This is a genomic window from Psychrobacter sp. MF31, from assembly GCF_012847335.1.
Classification (GTDB): domain Bacteria; phylum Pseudomonadota; class Gammaproteobacteria; order Pseudomonadales; family Moraxellaceae; genus Psychrobacter.
Genome location: NZ_JABBDX010000003.1, coordinates 124,787 through 143,724, shown reverse-complemented (window position 1 = coordinate 143,724; position 18,938 = coordinate 124,787). Strand labels below are relative to the sequence as shown.

The 18,938-nt window shown below is 46.7% G+C and carries 17 protein-coding genes; 6 read left to right on the top strand and 11 right to left on the bottom strand.

Going from position 1 to position 18,938, the window contains the following annotated elements; all coding sequences use genetic code 11:
- Positions 1-5: 5 nt before the first annotated feature.
- Both HF322_RS05685 and radC read right to left on the bottom strand, forming a co-directional pair.
- Positions 6-2,819, bottom strand: a complete 2,814-nt coding sequence (locus HF322_RS05685) for an acyl-CoA dehydrogenase (protein ID WP_169392442.1) — start codon at positions 2,817-2,819, stop codon at positions 6-8.
- Positions 2,820-3,104: 285 nt separating this feature from the next.
- A complete protein-coding gene (gene radC / locus HF322_RS05680) occupies positions 3,105-3,791 on the bottom strand; it encodes a DNA repair protein RadC (protein ID WP_169392441.1) in 687 nt (228 codons plus the stop codon).
- A 161-nt stretch (positions 3,792-3,952) separates the two neighbouring features.
- Between radC and coaBC the strand changes: the two genes are divergently transcribed.
- Positions 3,953-5,320, top strand: coding sequence for a bifunctional phosphopantothenoylcysteine decarboxylase/phosphopantothenate--cysteine ligase CoaBC (gene coaBC, locus HF322_RS05675; protein WP_169392554.1), 1,368 nt, complete (start codon positions 3,953-3,955; stop codon positions 5,318-5,320).
- 31 nt (positions 5,321-5,351) lie between these two features.
- Here the strand turns inward: coaBC and HF322_RS05670 are convergent, their stop codons facing one another.
- The 3 genes from HF322_RS05670 to HF322_RS05660 all read right to left on the bottom strand — a co-directional run bounded on the left by HF322_RS05670 (position 5,352) and on the right by HF322_RS05660 (position 8,198).
- Positions 5,352-6,260: a histone deacetylase gene (locus HF322_RS05670; RefSeq protein WP_169392440.1), complete on the bottom strand. Its 909-nt coding sequence runs from the start codon at positions 6,258-6,260 to the stop codon at positions 5,352-5,354.
- 39 nt (positions 6,261-6,299) lie between these two features.
- On the bottom strand, positions 6,300-7,058 hold the full coding sequence (locus HF322_RS05665; RefSeq protein WP_169392439.1) for a YbjN domain-containing protein: 759 nt from the start codon (positions 7,056-7,058) through the stop codon (positions 6,300-6,302).
- 69 nt (positions 7,059-7,127) lie between these two features.
- A complete protein-coding gene (locus HF322_RS05660; RefSeq protein ID WP_169392438.1) occupies positions 7,128-8,198 on the bottom strand; it encodes a hypothetical protein in 1,071 nt (356 codons plus the stop codon).
- 203 nt (positions 8,199-8,401) lie between these two features.
- Between HF322_RS05660 and ccmA the strand changes: the two genes are divergently transcribed.
- The 5 genes from ccmA to ccmE all read left to right on the top strand — a co-directional run bounded on the left by ccmA (position 8,402) and on the right by ccmE (position 11,494).
- Positions 8,402-9,028, top strand: coding sequence for a heme ABC exporter ATP-binding protein CcmA (ccmA, locus tag HF322_RS05655; RefSeq protein WP_169392437.1), 627 nt, complete (start codon positions 8,402-8,404; stop codon positions 9,026-9,028).
- Positions 9,029-9,042: 14 nt separating this feature from the next.
- Positions 9,043-9,759 carry a heme exporter protein CcmB gene (locus HF322_RS05650; protein WP_223193187.1) on the top strand — a complete coding sequence of 239 codons (717 nt, stop codon included), beginning with the start codon at positions 9,043-9,045 and terminating at the stop codon, positions 9,757-9,759.
- A gap of 120 nt (positions 9,760-9,879) precedes the next feature.
- Positions 9,880-10,668, top strand: a complete 789-nt coding sequence (gene ccmC / locus HF322_RS05645) for a heme ABC transporter permease CcmC (protein ID WP_169392436.1) — start codon at positions 9,880-9,882, stop codon at positions 10,666-10,668.
- Between the two features lie 12 nt (positions 10,669-10,680).
- Entirely contained in the window at positions 10,681-10,896 is a 216-nt protein-coding gene (gene ccmD / locus HF322_RS05640) for a heme exporter protein CcmD (protein WP_169392435.1), read from the top strand.
- Between the two features lie 97 nt (positions 10,897-10,993).
- Positions 10,994-11,494 carry a cytochrome c maturation protein CcmE gene (gene ccmE, locus HF322_RS05635; protein ID WP_169392434.1) on the top strand — a complete coding sequence of 167 codons (501 nt, stop codon included), beginning with the start codon at positions 10,994-10,996 and terminating at the stop codon, positions 11,492-11,494.
- A gap of 124 nt (positions 11,495-11,618) precedes the next feature.
- Here ccmE and HF322_RS05630 read toward each other — a convergent pair whose 3' ends face one another.
- From HF322_RS05630 to HF322_RS05605, 6 genes are all read right to left on the bottom strand, one after another.
- Entirely contained in the window at positions 11,619-12,635 is a 1,017-nt protein-coding gene (locus HF322_RS05630) for a MetQ/NlpA family ABC transporter substrate-binding protein (RefSeq protein WP_169392433.1), read from the bottom strand.
- Between the two features lie 186 nt (positions 12,636-12,821).
- A complete protein-coding gene (locus HF322_RS05625) occupies positions 12,822-13,508 on the bottom strand; it encodes a methionine ABC transporter permease (RefSeq protein WP_169392432.1) in 687 nt (228 codons plus the stop codon).
- Positions 13,509-13,524: 16 nt separating this feature from the next.
- Positions 13,525-14,295: a methionine ABC transporter ATP-binding protein gene (locus HF322_RS05620; RefSeq protein WP_169392431.1), complete on the bottom strand. Its 771-nt coding sequence runs from the start codon at positions 14,293-14,295 to the stop codon at positions 13,525-13,527.
- Positions 14,296-14,481: 186 nt separating this feature from the next.
- A complete protein-coding gene (locus tag HF322_RS05615) occupies positions 14,482-16,404 on the bottom strand; it encodes a HAMP domain-containing sensor histidine kinase (RefSeq protein ID WP_169392430.1) in 1,923 nt (640 codons plus the stop codon).
- A gap of 92 nt (positions 16,405-16,496) precedes the next feature.
- Positions 16,497-17,219, bottom strand: coding sequence for a response regulator transcription factor (locus HF322_RS05610; RefSeq protein ID WP_169392429.1), 723 nt, complete (start codon positions 17,217-17,219; stop codon positions 16,497-16,499).
- Between the two features lie 231 nt (positions 17,220-17,450).
- The gene (locus HF322_RS05605; RefSeq protein ID WP_169392552.1) at positions 17,451-18,599 is read right to left on the bottom strand and encodes an HlyD family efflux transporter periplasmic adaptor subunit; all 1,149 of its coding nucleotides are present in this window, start codon (positions 18,597-18,599) and stop codon (positions 17,451-17,453) included.
- Positions 18,600-18,938: the final 339 nt, after the last annotated feature.

The following is an 18,938-nucleotide window of genomic DNA, read 5'->3' as shown; positions in this document are numbered from 1 at the left end:
GTTAACTATTTTTCATCATCACGGCGCAGACCATCGTGCCATTTGTCATCTGTGTTTGCCGAATGATTTTGGCTCATTCGCTCATTGAGCATGGATTCTGCATCACGGTGGCGGTGGCTTAGCGCTTCACTATCGGGATGGTCGTGGGCAAAGTCAGCTTGGTTACGGATTTCTTTAGCGCTTGACTGCTCGCTGGCTTTTTTGACATTGCCATCTTGCTCATAACCGTGGTCGGGGTTGTCATCGCCGGTCGGTTTGTCATGTTGCAGGTCTTCATCGACAATGCCATGACGACGCCTTGCTGCTTGCTTAATCGCCGCGTAATCGGTCAATTGCTGAACGGCATTTTCTAAAGTATGCGGATTGTGGCGCTCCTGAGCCTGCCAAAGGTTTGAATCAAACACATCGGTCAGTAAAGCGTCAAAGCGCATGGCATTGTAATGAATGAGCACTTCGGCATCTTCTTCGCTGATCACACCTTTTTGACTGGCTTCAACCACATGATCCTCAAAGGTTAAGCCCTCAAACTTGTCTTTATTTTCCGCCTTTTTAAACGTCTGCCACAAGGGCTCAATGAGCAATAGCGTTTGGTACGTCGATTCCAAGCGACCCGTCACATCCTCAGGCTCGGTGTTGTAGTAAATCATCGATTTGAGATAATCGCGGAACGGGTTGTCCTCAAAATCATCCATAAAGGTATCGCCCAGTTTTTGCTTTAAGTCATCGCTCACCGGCGCAAAAATACGACCATTTGGAAAGGTGACAAACTGAACCAAGCGCGCGGCAAAGCGGTTGGGGAAGTTGGCATAAAAGCTAAAAAACGCCTCTTGAATGGTATAAAGGCTGTTTTTTAAAGCAACCTCAGCATGAAGGCGCTCAGCAACCGATTTGCTGCCGTTTTGATAAAATTGCAAAATGGCGGTTGCGATAAATAAATGACCGTGAATGTCCGCCAAACGCCCTGAGAGCATCTCTTTACGCTTTAAATCCCCTGCCAATAGCCCAAGCGCCATGTCCGCTGTCAGCGCAAAGTCCGCGCTTAATCGGTTGATATGCTGATAATAAGGTCGGGTAAAGGCATCAACGAAAATGGGCGCATCACTGCTGCCGCCCAAATAACCTGCCACAAACGCTTTGGCGCCGCGATTAAACGTGTAGCCTAAATGCTTAAAAAATAGCTTATCAAAGGATTTTAGCGCGGTATTTTTATCTTCGCTTTGCAGCAGTTGCAGCTCATCAAACAAATAGGGGTGGCAGCGCATTGCCCCTTGACCAAAAATCATCAAGGAGCGCGTTAAAATATTGGCGCCTTCAACGGTGATCGATACCGGAATGGCTTGATAAGCGGTCGATAAAAAGTTGCGGGGTCCCATTTGGATGGCGCGACCACCGACCACGTCCATGCCGCCGTTGATGACCTCGCGCATGGTTTCGGTCGCGTAGTATTTTGCCATAGCCGTCATGACGGACGGCGTGCCACCTTGGTTGAGACCGCAAGTGACTAAGTGGCGAAACGCCTCTAACATATAAGTTTGGCTTGCCATTTGACTGGTGACTTCTTGAACGCCTTCAAATTTGCCGACCGAGATTTTAAACTGCTCACGGATTTTGGCAAACGCGCCCACATTAAGATAGCTCATCTCGCTTGCCGCAGTCGATAGGGCAGGCAAGGAAATACCGCGACCAACGCCTAGGCATTCCATCAGCATTCGCCAGCCGCGACCGGCATTTTCAACACCGCCAATGATATAATCAAGCGGAATAAACACATCCTTGCCATCGACCGTTCCATTCATAAACGGCGAGCCGCTTGGGTTGTGGCGCGGTCCTGTGATGACGCCCTCATGACTTGCCGGAATCAGCGCGCAGGTGATGCCATAATCGGTTTTTTCAGGGTCTCCCAAAAGCCCTTCAGGATCATACATTTTAAAGGCAAGCCCAACCACGGTCGCAATCGGCGCCAAAGTAATCCAGCGCTTGGAAAAATTCATGTTAAGTCCTAAGACTTGACGACCCTCAAAGTCACCGTAGCAAACCACGCCCGTATCGGGAATAGCGCCGGCGTCCGATCCCGCCTCAGGACCCGTTAATCCAAAGCACGGAATCTCATTCCCTTTAGCAAGCCCAGGCAGCCAGCGCCGCTTTTGTGCGTCCGTGCCGTAGTGCATGAGCAGCTCACCAGGTCCCAAAGAGTTGGGTACCATACAGCTGACCGCCGCTGTGGGCGATCGTGAGGCAATCTTACTCATCACGCGGCTTTGAGCATAAGAGGTAAATTCAAGACCGCCGTATTTTTTGGGAATAATTAGCCCTAAAAAGCCATTGGCTTTGATAAATTGCCAAATTTCATCCGGTAATCCTTTAAATTCGTGTTGAATCTGCCATTCATCGAGCATGGCACAAAGCGCTTCCACCTCATTATCCAAAAAGCTTTGCTCATCTGCCGACAGTTTTGGATAAGGATAATTGGCAAACGTATGCCAGTTAGGCGCGCCCATAAACAGCTCTTTTTCCCACCAGCTGGTTCCGGCATCCAACGCCTCGCGCTCGGTGTCGCTCATGCTTGGCATCGCCCCTGCCAAAATTTTATAAACGCGCTTGGTAATCAAGCTTTGGCGAAGTGGGGAGATTAAAAGCACCAAGCACAGCAGCGCTATGGGAACGCCCAAAATCAGCGACCATGGACTGATAAAGGCGCAAACGGCTACAGTGATTAGCGCAAAAATACTGCCCGTCACCCGCGATAATGACAGCAAAAAGATGGCTAAAACCATTGCCAACTCAATGATGACTGCCAGAATAAATAAGCCAATCGCCATGACGGTCTCCAAACAATAAATAATAAAAATGAATAAATAACGTTGTTATGGTTTTAAAAAGTTGCCGCTTTATCTTAACCTTAAAAATAGTCTTAGTTAATCAAACCACGGCGATAGTGTTACCCTTAGGTTAATAAGTGCTGAGCCTTAATATACAATTGGTTAGCAATATGAAATATTCGCGCATAACTATCAAGGACAATTGTGCTAATCTATGTCAAAAAACTGTATCAAGTCATGTTTTAGCGCTTTTTTAATCATATTTTGCCGAATTTTTGATCAGCTTTAATGGAAAAATGGCGCTCGATTCATTTCTTTATAAGACAATACCTTACCAACGCCAACAATGATATGGTCCACCAAAATCAAATCGATCAGCTCGCAAGCGGCTTTTAAGTGATGCGTTAACTCATCATCGGCAGCGGATGGCGCAGCTGAAGTTTTTGGGTGATTGTGGGCGATAATAAGCTGGCTTGCTGAATGGCTAATCGCGTGGCGAAGCACATGCTTGATACAAACCGAGCAGCTTGATATCCCGCCTGTAAATAAAATCTCAAAATCAATCAGCCCAAGTGCATCATCCAAGCACATGACCGCAAACACCTCGCGCGGCTCACGCGAAAGCCGTGCGCGAAGGTAGTCTTTCACCATCGTTGACTCGGCAAAATGCTGACCGGATTTCAGCTGACCGTCCAAATAGCGAACGCCCATTTCAAGCGATGCCATGATCTGCGCGTATTTAGCAACGCCCATACCATGACACGCCAAAACGGTGTCTTTGGGCGCGGCAAGTAAATTGGCAAGGCTGCCAAAGTGGTCAATCAGCTCGCGCGCCAAATCAATGGCGCTCAGCTTTGCCGTTCCGGTTCGTAAAAATATTGCCAAAATTTCAGCATCACTTAAGCTTGCCGCGCCAAATTTAAGCAGCTTTTCGCGGGGTCGGTCGTCCTCGTGCCAGTCTTTGATTGCCATGACTTGCCTTTATCCTTGGTGATAATGATGCGCTTATGATTAAAATTTTGCCAATTGACCAAGCAAATCAAAGATAAATTGCGCAAAATATTACCCAATTTCGCCCAAAATTGATACCATAAGCGCAATTTTTGCCCATTTTTAATATTGAAATCACCCTTATGATCAAAATTGTCCTTGCCATCACCGGTGGCATCGCCGCTTATAAATCTGCTGTTTTTGCGCGCTTACTGATCAAAGCCGGCTTTGAGGTTCGCGTGATTATGACCCAAGGCGCTCAGGCGTTTATCACGCCATTAACTTTGCAAGCGCTGACTGGCAATCCCGTGCATTTAAGTTTGCTTGATGAGGCTGCCGAAGCCGGAATGGGGCATATTGAGCTTGCCAAATGGGCAGATTTGGTCATTATCGCGCCCGCTTCTGCCAATACCATTGCAAGGCTTGCCATGGGAATGGCGGATGATTTACTTGCCACCGTTTGCCTTGCCACTGCCGCGCCGGTGCTGATTGCCCCTGCGATGAATCAGCAAATGTGGTCGCATCCGGCGGTCAGTCTTAACATCCAAACCTTGACTGATTTAAATTATCACATCATTCAACCTGAAAGCGGCATCCAAGCTTGCGGCGATGTTGGGGCAGGGCGGCTTCCTGAGCCTGAAATGTTACTTGCGCAAACGCAATTATTTATTGCTCAATCTAGCACGCCACAATCTTTAGCAGAAAAACGCGTGGTCATCACCGCAGGACCTACGGTTGAAGCCATTGATCCGGTGCGCTATTTGTCCAATCACTCCTCGGGTAAAATGGGATTTGCGCTTGCCAAAGCTTGCGTTGCTGCTGGGGCAGAAGTTGCGCTGATTGTCGGCGGCAAAGTTGCCCTACCAACACCGATTGGCGTGACTCGAATTGATGTACTGTCTGCAACGGATATGCTCAAAGCGGTAAGCGATTGCGTTGCCGGAACGCATCCTGCGCTAATCACCAATGACGACCATGACCACGTTCATGACCACCATCATCATGAGCACCACCACCATCACCACGACGATTGCGACTGCGATCATGACCACGACTTTGATGCTGACGAATTAAGCCAAAACCAAGCTGCGGATATTTTTATTGCTACCGCTGCCGTTGCTGATTATCGAACTCGCGACGCCGCCCCGCAAAAAATCAAAAAAACGCAAGACACCATGACGCTAGAGTTGGTCAAAAATCCTGATATTTTAGCGACTATTTCAAATGCCAATCCAGACTTGTTTGTCGTCGGCTTTGCCGCAGAAACTCAAGACGTTGAGCACTACGCGAAAAAGAAGCTGATTGATAAAGACTTAGACATGATTGCTTGCAATGATGTGTCACGCGCCGATATTGGCTTTGCCAGTGACAATAACGCCATGCAAGTGTTTTTTGCGGAAAAATACCAAACCGCAAGCGTTAATTTAGATAAAGCGTCCAAAGACGATATTGCTCAGCAATTGGTCAGCTTAATTGGTACGACCATGGTTAAACGCGATAACCGCAATTAATCCATTTTTATAAAAATTATGGGTTAAAAAGTTACTTATTAAAAAAAATGCGTTGGGCGGCGCGAAAGGTGTTGCAGTGGGCTTCGACCACATCGTTGATGTCTTCCGAATAGCCGCCGCCCATGACTATCGCCACCGGAATTTGCGCGTCTTTTGCAAGATTAAGCACCATTTCATCACGAGCAAGGCAGCCCTCAGGTGTCAGCGCTAATTTACCAAGTTTATCGGTTGCCAAAACATCAACTGCCGATTGATAAAAAATTAAATCTGGCTGAAAGTCGCTGATTAATTTTGGCAACGTATCCTGCAAAATTTTTAAATATTCTGCGTCGCCTGTGTCATTAGCAAGCTCAATATCTAAGTCCGAAACTTGCTTTCGAAACGGGTAGTTTTTTGCCCCGTGAATGCTAAACACAAACACGCGCGGCTCATTTTGCATGATTGCGGCATTGCCATTGCCTTGATGAACATCCAAATCGACAATCAAAATCCGTGAGGCTTCCCCGCGAGACAGCAGCAAATTGCTGGCAATACAAACGTCATTAAATACGCAAAAGCCCTCGCCATGATCAGCAAAGGCGTGATGAGTGCCGCCTGCCACGTTCATTGCCACGCCAAAATCTTTGGCAAATAGCGCACATTCATAAGTGGCATGAGCAATATAGCGACCGCGAGTGACCAATTCTGGCGTCATCTCAAAGCCGATCGGTCGCGCTTCTTTGGCGCTTAACGTTTGGGTTTTTAACTTGTGCCAATATTCTGCCGTGTGCGTGGTTAAAATCTCATCCTCGCTTAAAAGCTTTGGCGCAAAAAAATTATCCGTGGTAATCGTGCCCTCCTTCAATAAGCGCTCAGGAATCATGGTGTATTTTTGCATGGGAAAGCGGTGTTTTTCGGGGACTTGGTAGCGAAACACATCAGAGTAAGCAATTTTTAGCATAATGAATCAGTCATTGTTAAAATTAAATATTTATTGAATTTATTGAACAAATTCGGTCGGCAAAAAAAACGTCCGCGATTGCGCCTCTTGCCGAAGCTCTTCAAGTAGCGTTGGCAAATCGTTTGAGGGGCTTGGCGTGTTGATTAAGTCGCTAAAAATCTCAAAGCTCACCGTGGTCATTGCCACCACGCTTTGCAATAAGCTCTCGATGATATCTTCATCAAGACCAAGCGCCTCAATATCGATGGCATTTTTATAGCGAACCTCGCCGTCATTAATGTCCATTTCAAGATTGCCAATAATCATATCGTAGTTGATTTGGGTGATAAGCAGCATCGCCGCGCTTTGGTGGGATTCTGGAATCAAAAACGGCAAAATGCCATAAACCGCCAAAAAGTGGTTTTGCTCTTGAACGCGAAACAAATAGCCGCAATCGATGTCTTTGTTTTTCATTCGCAAGGACAAATGATGCGACTGCTGCGAGTCACTATCGCGCGGCGCGTAATAGGTATAATGCCACTGTTTTTGCTCAAAGTAGCCTTTGATAAAATCAGTAATCGGGGTGGCATCTGAGCTTACGCGGTCAAAAAACGGCAACTCATCGTCGTTTGGGACATGACGGTTAGCGTTCTGCGGTTGTTGCGACTCCTCATTTTGAACAGATTCAGGTTGCGCCGATTTGTCCGAGGCGGCGTCAGAACTTGCTTGCGGTTTTGCCGTATCATTATTTTCGGTCGATTGTTTGGTCAGCAGCTGTTTGATTTTTTGCCAAACGCTGATTTTAGGAAGTTGACTCATAAAGGATGGCTCAAATTGACCACGTTTGGCAAAGTAGCTAAGTTATCTAACATACCCATAAAATTTTGATTACTCATGATTTAAGGCGCTTGCCATATTTTGCGAAAGGGCTAATGATTCACAATCGGCTTGTTGATAAAAGTCGCTCAGCATCTGCTTGGTGGTGGTCATAACCCACGAGCTTGCCAGCGCATCTTGAACCAAAGGCGAGATCAGTCGCGTAATTTCAATGGAAGCGGCAGGTTCTAAATGTAAGCCTTTGGCAATTTGACCAAAACTGTCCGATTGATGGCGCTCATACCACGCCATTAATGCCGCATTTAATAATTGCTCCAAGTAGGCTGAGTGCCGAAGCCGATCAAAGCTTTGGGAAAATTGAGCTTCCATCATATCAATGCTGTTATTGCTGTCGTCATTGTCAAGATAGTGCTGAAGGGTGCTTGCCGGCAAATCTTTGACCCCTGACCAGCCTTTGATGAGTAGTCGCGTCACTTCATCATTGGATAAATGAGCGTTGGCATTGGCTTCAGCGCGAAGGCTTAGCTCTTTAATATTGCGGTGCAAGTAGCCTTGAAGCTTGTCATCAAGGCTTTTGTTGGTGGCGCGCTCAAACGAGCTTCGACCCATTTTCATCAATTTACCAACGCCGCCAGCTTTATCAAGCGTGCCTTCCATAAAGTCGTTAATGGCATGATATAAAGTCTTAGTCAACAAATCGGCAAAGGTATCGTTGCCAATGATCGCGTGGATGAGCGCGGCGCGTTGGTCATCATGGCGGCTAATGTATTGAGCAAGGCTATTGATCTGATCATCATCGATAATGCTGGATAAAGGCGTGGTATCATTGATGGGATGATAAATGATCGCCTGAAGTATGGCGCGAATGTCGGCGCGAACCATGTCGGTGAGCGGATAATTCAGAAGCCAATCGCTCACCAAGCGCTGCAAATCTTTGGGCGATAAATAGCGCTTAAGCGGCTGCTGATATCCCCAAGCGATCGCGTCCAAAATAAGTTGCTGGCTTTTTTCATTCAGCCACGATTGCATAAAGGCGGCTTGAGCATCAATCAGCGCGTTTAGTTGGGCTTGGTGATCATTTTTGGGCGCGATTGCGGCGTTTTGCAAAGGTTTTGAGGTCATTATCATCGACTATTTGTTATACTGTGGGCAAAAATCGTTTGGCAACGCCGTTTTGGTGGCAAATTTGGCGATTGGCATAGCTTTGCTATATTATGCCATGATTTGCTTGTAAAAATGAGCAATCGCCATTTCAGCTTTTGATTTATTGTTTACTTACTTTTAACCGTTTTGGGTTAGCAACTTTATCAACAACGATGGTGACCATGGCTTTGCAAAAACCGCTATTATCCTTAAAGGACTTGACCGTTCAGCGCGGTGAGCTGCCGCTTTGTCTTGGGGTCAATCTTGACTTAGCGATTGGTGATATTTGCCATATTGTCGGCGACAACGGCACAGGAAAAACCACGCTTTTAATGCAGCTTGCCGGACTTTTGCCAATTTTGCAAGGTGAAGTTGTTTATCAAGGGCTAAAAAGTATTCCCATTCAGCCGCTTTTTGTGTCGCATCAGCTTGGCATCCATCCCAATTTAACGGTGAAGCAAAATTTAACGTTTTTGCTCAACTTATATGGCATGAGTCCCACGGCGGCGGATATCGACGAGGCTTTAGATTGGGTGGGGCTGCAAGGTTTTGAGATGCTGTCCTCAAGCCATTTGTCAGCGGGGCAAACGCGCAGGGTGACACTGGCAAGGCTTAAGCTGATGACCGCTGAGATGACGCCGCTTTGGCTGCTTGATGAACCGATGACCGCGCTTGATGTGGCAATGGTTGCCAAAATGGAAGCGCAAATTTTGGCGTTTAGCAAAGCAGGCGGCACGGTGCTCATGACCAGCCACCAAGCGGTCAAAGTCGCCAGTCGTCATCTTGATTTGTCCGAATTTATGGTTTAGCCCAAGGAATGATGATGGCAAAAAATATTGAGCAAACCGATCATTATCGTCCGGCGTCTTGCGGCATCAGTTTGGCGCAGCTTTGGCGGCGTGAGTGGCAAGTCAAGCAGCAAGGGGCGGTTCAATGGCTGTATCCTTTGGTGCTGTTTTTGGTCATTATCACTTTATTTCCCCTAGCGGTTGGTAGCGAGCCGCAATTGCTTCAGCGCTTGGGCGTTTCCGCTGTTTGGATTGCCGCGCTCATCTCTTTGGTGATGGGCGTTGATGGGTTATTTAAACCGGCGCTTGATAATGGCACGCTTGCGCAATTGGTTGTCGCTCAAGCCTCCTTGCCGCTTTGGGTGCTGATTCGCTTGACCATTCATTGGATTTTTAGCAGTGGTATTGTGGCGCTGTTAAGCTTACTTGCCGTGCCGTTATTCCAATTAAACTGGTTTGAAACTGGCATTTTAATGGCGTCAATTTTGACCGGAAGCCCAATGCTGCTAATGCTCTCAGCCATTGCCAGCAGCTTGACGTTATCCCTCAAAAATGGCGCCGTTCTTGTGCCTTTAATTGCATTGCCGATGCAGCTTCCGGTACTTATTTTTGCCACCGGCGCGGTCGATTTGTTTGCCACAGGATTAAACGGTTTGCCCATTTTGGCGCTACTGCTTGCCGGAAGTATTGTGTCGGTGCTTGTGATGCCTTGGGTGATCGCGCAGACGCTAAAAATGGCTTGGCTCAACTGATTTGGTGCAACATCTTTTGTGGCAATGGTGAACAAATCTTGCAATATTGCTATAATGAAATCAGGTGATTATTAACGCTGGCAGGTCGCTGATTTGCTGCTAAAACATAGGTTTATCTTCATGCCCAACCCAACCCCTGCGTCATCAATGAGCTTTTGGCAGCGCCTTTGGCAAGGTTTTTTGACCACCGTTGGCACCAAGCAGTTTTTTCGGATTTTTGCGCCTTGGGTCAAGTGGCTTGCCATCCTTGCCGCGATTTGTTTGACCATTGGCAGTATTTGGGGGCTGGCATTTGCGCCGCCGGATTATTTACAAGGCAACAGCTACCGGATTATTTTTATTCACGTTCCAGCAGCAAGCCTTGCGATTTCCATTTATTTTGCTTTAGCGATTTTGGGCGTGATTTATTTGGTTTGGAAAATTAAAACGGCAAATTTGGTCGCCCAAGCCATCGCGCCAATCGGCTTTTTGCTTTGCGTGATCAGCTTGCTCACCGGCTCAATTTGGGCAAAGCCAACTTGGGGAACCTACTGGGTTTGGGATGCAAGGCTGACCTCAATGCTGATTTTGGCGTTTTTGTACGCTGGCGTCATGGCGCTGTTTGCCGCCTTTGAGCACACGGCAAATCGCGGTAAGGCAGCAGCAATTTTATCCATCGTTGGCGCGGTCAATTTACCGATTATCAAGTACTCGGTCGAGTGGTGGAACACCTTACATCAAGGCGCAACGTTTACCTTAACAGCCGCGCCAAAAATGTCTGCAAACATGTGGATGCCGCTGCTACTGATGATTATCGGCAGTTATTTATTGGTGGCAACGCTTGCTATTTACCGCACCAACACCTTGATTTTGTACCGCGACCAAGGCAAAGCTTGGGTCAAAGATTACGTTCGCAGCCAAAATAAATAACAGGAGCGCGTCATGCAGCCGTATTTTTATAATTTTGCGGATTTTATCGCCATGGGAAATCATGGCGCGTTTGTTTGGTCGTGCTGGGCGATTACTGTGGGCGTCATGATCGCGTTTATTTTTTATAGCTGCCGTCAACGTCAAGCGCTCATTAAGCAGCTTGCTATTCAAGACATCCGCCAATCTGGTCGCCAAAGATCGGCAAAATCGGCTCAAAATCTCGATTAAAATTTAGCTTATCATCAGCAAAATCATTGCCGATATCGCTTATGGTTTTTGGCAAAAAATGTTATCATATCAGTAAGATAAGTTATGAGGCTTTAGAATGAATGCCGTTCGTCGCAAAAAACTCATGTGGGTCATGTTCACGCTAATTGGTGCTGCCATTGCAGTTGCCTTAGTCATTTATGCCATCGGTCAGCAGACCGATTATTATTTTGACCCAACGGCGATTGCGCAAAACGAAGCGCCTCAAGATAAGCGCATTCGCGCAGGCGGCATGGTGGTTGCAGGAAGCGTTCAGCGCGCGCCCAATGACCCGTTAAGCGTCCAATTTGCCATCACCGATTTTAAATCGACCGTTCCTGTGACTTATCAAGGGATTTTGCCGGATTTGTTTGCAGAAAATTCAGGCGTTGTTGCCACTGGAAAAATGCAAGGCAAAACTTTTGTGGCAAGTGAAGTGTTAGCAAAACACGATGAAAACTATATGCCGCCTGAAGTTGCCAAATCTTTAAAAGCCAATAACCGCAGTGGCGTCACCCCAACTTCTGAGCAATACAACCCTGCTGAAAAGGTTCATGAAACGACGACGTTGGTTCAGTAAGCCCGTTAATCATAAAAAAGCTGCAATAATGATTGCGGCTTTTTTTATGAAGTGAAAGGTTTAGGTGAAAAACACGTATAAAAAAACGCCCATCGTAATGAGCGTTTTAAAATAGTCGTTCTGCTTATTTTGTTTTTTCAGCTTCGCTAGCCGCCGCCGTATTCGTTTTGGTAGTATCAGCCGCTTTGTCTTCACTGTTTCCCATGTGCGCTTTATCATCCGCGCCCCAAATTTTGGGATATTTGTAGCCTGGGAAGCTGTCATGAGCATACTTTTTAAAGGCGTCCGAATTGTAAGCTTCGGTGATGTCTTTGACCCATTTTTTATTGACGTCAGCTGCTTTTATCGCCGACCAGTTCACGTAAGCAAAGCTTGGCTCTTGGAACAAGGCATCGGTAAGTTTGATGCCAGCGTCGGTGGCGTAGTTGCCGTTGATGATGGCAAAGTCCACTTCATCGCGAGCGCGTGGCAATTGCGCCGCTTCCAATTCAACGATTTTGATGTCGTATTTGCTGTTATCGGCGATGTCCGCTTTGGAGGCGGTCAATGGATCGATATTGTCTTTTAATTTAATCCAACCAAGCTCATTCATCATCACCAAAGCGCGGGCAAAGTTGCTTGGATCGTTTGGCGCTGACACGCTCATGCCTTTAAATGCGTCATCAAGCTTGGTTTTTTTACCAGAATAAATGCCAAGTGGGGCAGTGGGAACTTGGAAAATCTCAACCAAATCCAATTTGTTTTCAGCTTTAAAAGTATCAAGGTACGGCTTGTGCTGGAAAATGTTGATGTCCAAATCGCCTTCCGCTAAGGCTAAATTTGGGCGAACATAATCGGTAAAGGTGACCAATTCCACTTGATAACCTTGATCTTCAAGCGTTTTTTTCACCTGATTGCGAACCATATCCGCAAAGTCGCCTTCGGTCGTGCCGATCACGATTTTGGTATGGTCAGGATCAATATCGCCTTTTGCCGCACTATTTGTTTCGCCGCTGGTCGTTGTCGTCGTTTCGGTTTCGTTAACTTGTTCTTTGGTGGCTTCAGGCGCTGATGAGTTGCTGCAACCGACGAGCACTAATCCTGACACCCCAACAGCAGCAAACGCGCTTGCCAACTGACGGCTGATATCTGTCAATTTCATAAATGATCCTTAAAGTAAAATCGCAAAATGGACGGTAATGACAATGGTAAACTTTTCAAAATTAACTGCGTTGACCTTGAAAGTCAAGCTTGGGCTTAAGTATAAATTGGCATGATAACTTGAATAAATTTCAAAATGACAACGATACCAATTTCAGCAGTCTCATTATTGGCAATTATTGCTTGTTTAGCGTTTATCCAAGCGCACGGCGAGCCAATTGCCAATGGCTTGAATGGCGATCACCATGACCGATAGCATCACCACAATAAAGACCATGACTTCCGTTTGATAGCGATAATAGCCGTAGCGAATCGCCAAATCGCCCAAGCCGCCGCCGCCGATCATCCCCGCCGCCGCCGAATAAGACAGCAAGCTAATACATAAAATGGTCACCGAGAGCACAAGACCTGATCGCGCCTCATTAAGCAGCACTTTAACGATCGTCAAAGGGCGCGCGCCCATCGACTCGGTCGCCTCAATAATCCCGCGCGGCACTTCACGCAAGTTTTGCTCAACCAGCCTTGCAAAATAAAACGATCCGGCAATAGCCAACACTAGTGATGCGGCAATCGGACCAATTCCTGTGCCAATAATGGTCTTGGTCAGCGGACTCATGGCGATCATTAAAATGACAAACGGGAAGGCGCGCATAAAGTTGGTGATGCCGCCAAGCACGCCGTAAAGCGCTTTATTTTGCAAAAATTGCCGGTCGCTGGATAAAAATAAAAAAATGCCAAACAGCCCGCCAATAACGATGGCAGCAAACGTTGAAATGCCAAGCATCACAAAGGTGTCAATGGTCGCCTGCAAAATCTCTGGGCGCAGCGCCACCAATTTATCGATGGCGGTGGAAAGTTCTGAACCAGTAATCATAATTTGTGTTGCCTCATCAATCTTCTTGAACCAAGCCTTGACCAATTAACGTTGCCGCTTGAATATTGCCATCAACAATCGGCGCAACTTCTAGCAGCTCGCCTTGATGTAAAAGGGCGGCGCGGTGGCAAAGCCTGCGAATCACGCTCATTTCGTGAGTGACAATCACAATCGTCACCCCAAGCTTGTCATTGATGTCTTGTAGGCAGGCAAGTAGGCTTCGGGTGGTGGCAGGATCAAGCGCGGAAGTTGGCTCATCGGCAAGCAGCACTTTGGGACTTGGGGCGATGGCGCGAGCAATGCCCACGCGCTGCTTTTGACCGCCGGACAACTGCGCTGGAAAATGACCCGCGCGGTCGGTCAAATCAACGATCTCTAAGCATTCCATCACGCGAGCTTTAATCTTATCGCGAGCAAATCCGGACACAGTCAAATTAAACGCCACATTATCAAAAACGGTGCGGTTACTCATCAAATTAAACTGCTGAAAAATCATGCCGATATTGTGGCGCGCCACCCGAAGCTCGCTTGCCGATAAGCTCATCAAGTCCACGCCATCGATCACCACGCGACCGCTGTCAGGACGCTCAAGCAAATTAATCAGCCGAAGCAGCGTTGATTTTCCGGCGCCAGAGTACCCCATCAGCCCAAAAATCTCGCCTTGCTTGACGCTTAATGTGGTCGGCGCGACGGCGGTAAACCATTTAGCCGCAGCATCTTCGCGTTTGCCCGCGCGGTCTTTTAAAAAGCGCTTGGTCACCTCGTTTAAAACGATCATATCCGTCATGAAATGCTCAATAAGTTATGAAAAAAATACGCAGCCTCAATACAATTTGCGCAAGATTAAGGGGCGATAATATAGCATATTTTCAAGTGATTTGGATATGACAGGGAATGACTGACTCATGAGCAATTAGAATGTTAAAACTGTAGTTAACTCATTGGCTTAACAATAATCCCAAATCACCAATGCTTAAGCAGATTTTTCGCTGGCATTGGCTTTGGTGGTTTTCGCCGCTTTGACTTTGTCGTTATAGCGAAAATGCGGGTCGTGACGAACGGGAAGCACCACCAAAAACCGCGTGTGACCATTGATGGTGTCGGTGGTGATTTGACCTTGATGGGCGGTGGCAATTTGGGAGACAAGCGACAAGCCAAGCCCTGAGCCTTTTTTCTTTTGCTGCAATCTCACAAACGGACTAAAAATCTCCTCGCGCTTGTCCTCAGGGATTCCATGACCTTCATCAATCACAGCAATAACGGCAAATTTTGGTGCCGGACGCACCGGTTCAGCTTTGACTTTGCGAAGATGCTTTTTAAATAAGCTTTCTTTTTGCGCGGTTTCGTTTTTGTCTTTTGCCGCTGATGGGTGAGGTTTCGCTGATTTTGATTTTTCTGGTTTATTATTGCTGTGAGGGTTGGCTTCAAGCTTAGAGGCAGGTTGCCGCCAAATTGCTTGCTTAAGCCAAAAGCTCAGGTCACTGATAGGGAAAAAGGCACGGTTGCTGAGCGTTTGCGGATTGCCGTTATCAATAGAAACGGTGGTAAAAACGGGCGCGGTATGGTTGCTCACCGAATCGCCATTGCAATAAACCATAGGATCGGCAAATACTTCTAAACTGGTTTCATCTTGATCAGGGTCAATGATCGTTGCTGCCCACTGAAATTCATCATTATCATCAACAAAAAAGCTATTTGCCATAACCGCTTGCAGCAAATAATCTGGAACAACTCCGGCGCTGTCCAACGCTTGAACCCCATAAACCAAAATCGTGACCGGCGGCGTGCCGTGAAGCATGGCATTGTCGAGCAAATTGCGGATCAAATGGGTGAGCAGCGGCGGCTGACCATCAATCGTTAAATGCTCGCCTATCAAGGTCGCCTCAGGATAGTGCTGGCGCTCTTGGTTGACCAAATCGTAAATATCAAGGCGCTCAACTTGCTGCATGGCGTGACCGGCATCCAAGCGGCTGACCAACAAAATGCTTTCAACCAAATCGTTAAGCCCTGACAGATCACGGTTGATCGCTTGAGCGCGTTTATCAAACTTGGCTTTGGTATCAGTAGGCATACTTGCAGCAAGCATGTCCATCATCTCAACTTGCAAGCGAATTCGAGTGATGGGCGTTCTAAGCTCGTGCGAGGCGTGCGCTAAAAGTAAGCTGTTGGCATTGATTAAATGCTCGATTTTTTGCGCTGCTTGGTTAAATCCGCGCGCAAGCGTTGCAATCTCATCACTACCGCGAGCATTGACCCGAACGCTAAAATCACCATCGCCCAATTGCACCATTTGCCGGCTCATCTGATTGATTTGCCACGTCATGGATCGCGCGATCCACCAAAGCACCCCTGCCATAATGATCAGCAGCAAAAGCGTTCCGGTGAATAAATTGAGCGCGGCAGACAATACCGGTTTTTTGGGGGGCAGCCTTGATTCATAAAGCAGCGTATAGCCGGTACTGCTCAGCACCTGAGCTTGCGGCGTTGCTTGAGCGTCAGAAAAAGAGGGGAAAATTAGCGTGAGTAATGACGGGGTTGCGGGCAGCTCAAGCGGTAAATCGCTATTGTCCGTTTGCATGAGCAAATGACCATCGGCATCATAAAGCCCCATTTTTGCTTGCAAGGATTCATCAAAAATATCAAAGCTTTTTTTGACCACCGCCAGCATAAATCGTGCTTGCAGGCGGTTTTCTTTATTCACAGCAATGTTTAATTCTTGCAAAAAAGGATCAATTTGTCCCAAAATTTGCGTTGCCAAAACTTCAGAGCGAATTCCGGCGTCTTTATCGTGAACCAGTTGGGTGAGCGCAACCATCGCGGCGGCAAATAAAATCAGCGCCAGCATCACACTTGCAAATAATTTGGCAAAAACTGACCGAAACCCCAATTGCTGCATAACGCTCTCTATGGTTTGCAGCAATGATCGTCAGCTGATTGCTGATGCTGCTTTTAAAACGCCTAAATAATCCTAGATAATCAGGCTAACTTTTAAACTTGATCGGTAGCAAACTGATAGCCCACGCCGCGAACCGTAATAATGCGTTTTGGTTGACGCGGATTGTCCTCAATCAGCGCTCGCAGGCGCGAAATATGAACGTCAATGGCGCGATCAATGTTGTCCGAGCTGTCATCGTTTGGCATGGCTTGCCAAAGCTGCTCGCGGTTAAGCACTTTTCCTGAATGGGTCGCAAAATAGTGCAATAGCTGAAATTGATGCGTGGTTAAACGAACGGGTTTGTCATCAATCGTCACCTCATGGCTGTCAGGAAATACGCTCAATCGACCAAAGGTTAAGCTGTCGGATTGGCTATCGGCTTGGTTTGGCTGCTCATGACGGCGGATGACAGCGCGAATTCGAGCAAGCAGCTCGCGCGGCTCAAACGGCTTGGCAATATAATCGTCCGCGCCCATCTCAAGTCCCAAAACGCGATCGGTGGTATCGCCTTTTGCGGTGAGCATGATAATCGGCACTTTGTTGGTCAAATTGTTTTTATTGCCGCGAATTTTTTGGCAAACTTGCATCCCATCCATATCAGGAAGCATCAAATCAAGCACGACCAGATCAATATCGCGCTCTTTGGTGTCCAAAATATCAAGCCCTTCTTGACCAAGCCCTGCATGATGAACGTCATAATAGTTCATGGTCAAGTAATCGCTGATCAATTCTGCCAAATCTGGATCGTCTTCAATCAATAAAATCTGTTTGCTCATAATGTGTCCTTTATAAAAGTGCTAAAGATAAAAGTAGTCAAGGTTAATAAAAATCAGTTGTTATTATAAAAATTCTTTAAAACGCGGAGATTTTAACTCTGCCATCGTTGTTCTATTTTGCCTAAAAGCCACCTTACGAAACAATAGACACTTTGTTACAATTTCTGCCAATTGTAATCAGTGGTATAAGGCGAAATGAAGTGAAATCAAAGCTTGCGCTAAAAATCGTCATTAAGACACGATGACTTTTTTACCTGCCGATTCAATGGGCAAATTTGCCAAACAAATCAGACTGTCGTTACTAATTCCTGCCACCAAATACTGCTTGGTGCTTGGGTCAAATTCAATCACTTCAACCGGCTGGCGGGTTAAGCGCTGATCTTGCTTGATGATCCAAACGTTAGCAGGGAGCGGGGATAATGGTTTATACGGCGGCTTTTGAAGCGCCGATAAGTCCACATCATGAATGCCCTCAACCGGAACAATCGTTCCTACCTCAATTTGACCATAATCAACGCGACCGGCTGCCATCATATTTGGTCGTAATTTGGCGCGGCTGATATCATTGTTAATCACATGAACCACGACCAAAAGCTCATTAGGCTTGCTGCCATCTTGTAGTTTGCTGATTTGACCGCTAAAAGTGTCGGTAAGATGATCGGCGGTAAAATTGACCGTTTGCCCAACGGACAACTGCGGCTTTGCTTCTATCGGCAAGGTAGCAACAAAGCGCAAATCACGGTCATCGCCCATTTGTAGCAGCGGCTTTTTGGCGGTGATTTGATCGTTATCATTGACAAAGATATCAGCAACCTGCCCCGAATAGCTGGCTTTGATGACGATCGGCGTTGATGATTGAGCCGATGACAAAGCTACGTTTGAGGCGTCATTGTTGTCATTGCTATCAAGGTTATTGCTTTTATTATCGCTGGCATCACTTTCGTTATTGGTATCGCTTACGCGCGAGGTTTCATCGCCAAGGCTAGTTTCAATCTCGTTAACGCTTTTTTGGGGCAAATGAACAATAAATAGCGGCGTATTTTTTTCAATATGCTGACCTTTTTTGACCAAAACTTGATCAATAATAAGCTCCTGAGCCGCGCTGAATTTGGTTTGTTTAATCGGCTCAACCAACCCTTGAAGCCCCAAACTTGGCTGATACCGCGATGGCTTGATGGTCAAGATGTGATCGGATGACATGGTAACGCGGTCGTCACCGATAATAATGGGCAAATTAGCCTTGTCTTTTTGCGCCTTTTGGCTGTGGCTAAGCGTTGCGGCTCGGCTGTCTTCAGGGCGTTTGCAGGACGCTAAGCCAAGCGCGGCTAAAAGCATGCTGAGGATGAAAAGTTGGTGGGTCATACCAAAGTTTGGTCGCATCACTGCCAAAACGCCTTATAAGTGAAATAAAAAACAAAGGTTAGCCAAGTTTGGCTTGCTCACAAGCTTTGCGCGACAAAATGGTCAATGGCAAAGCATATAACGACTTTTTATCAGTGCCATTTTTACAAGCATTAGTCATCATTCGTCGTTAAAAGCGCTAGCAAATGGCGCTATAATATGCTAAAACGAGCGTTACGTTGCCCGTGCCCAAAGCTTTTGAGCTATTATAAAAATAATTGCATGAATAATCGGTAGTTTTTGGTAAAGCGCTATGAAAAATCGTTTTTAGCCCTAGTTTTACCAAAGATAAGTTATGTTTTATTAAAATAACGCATC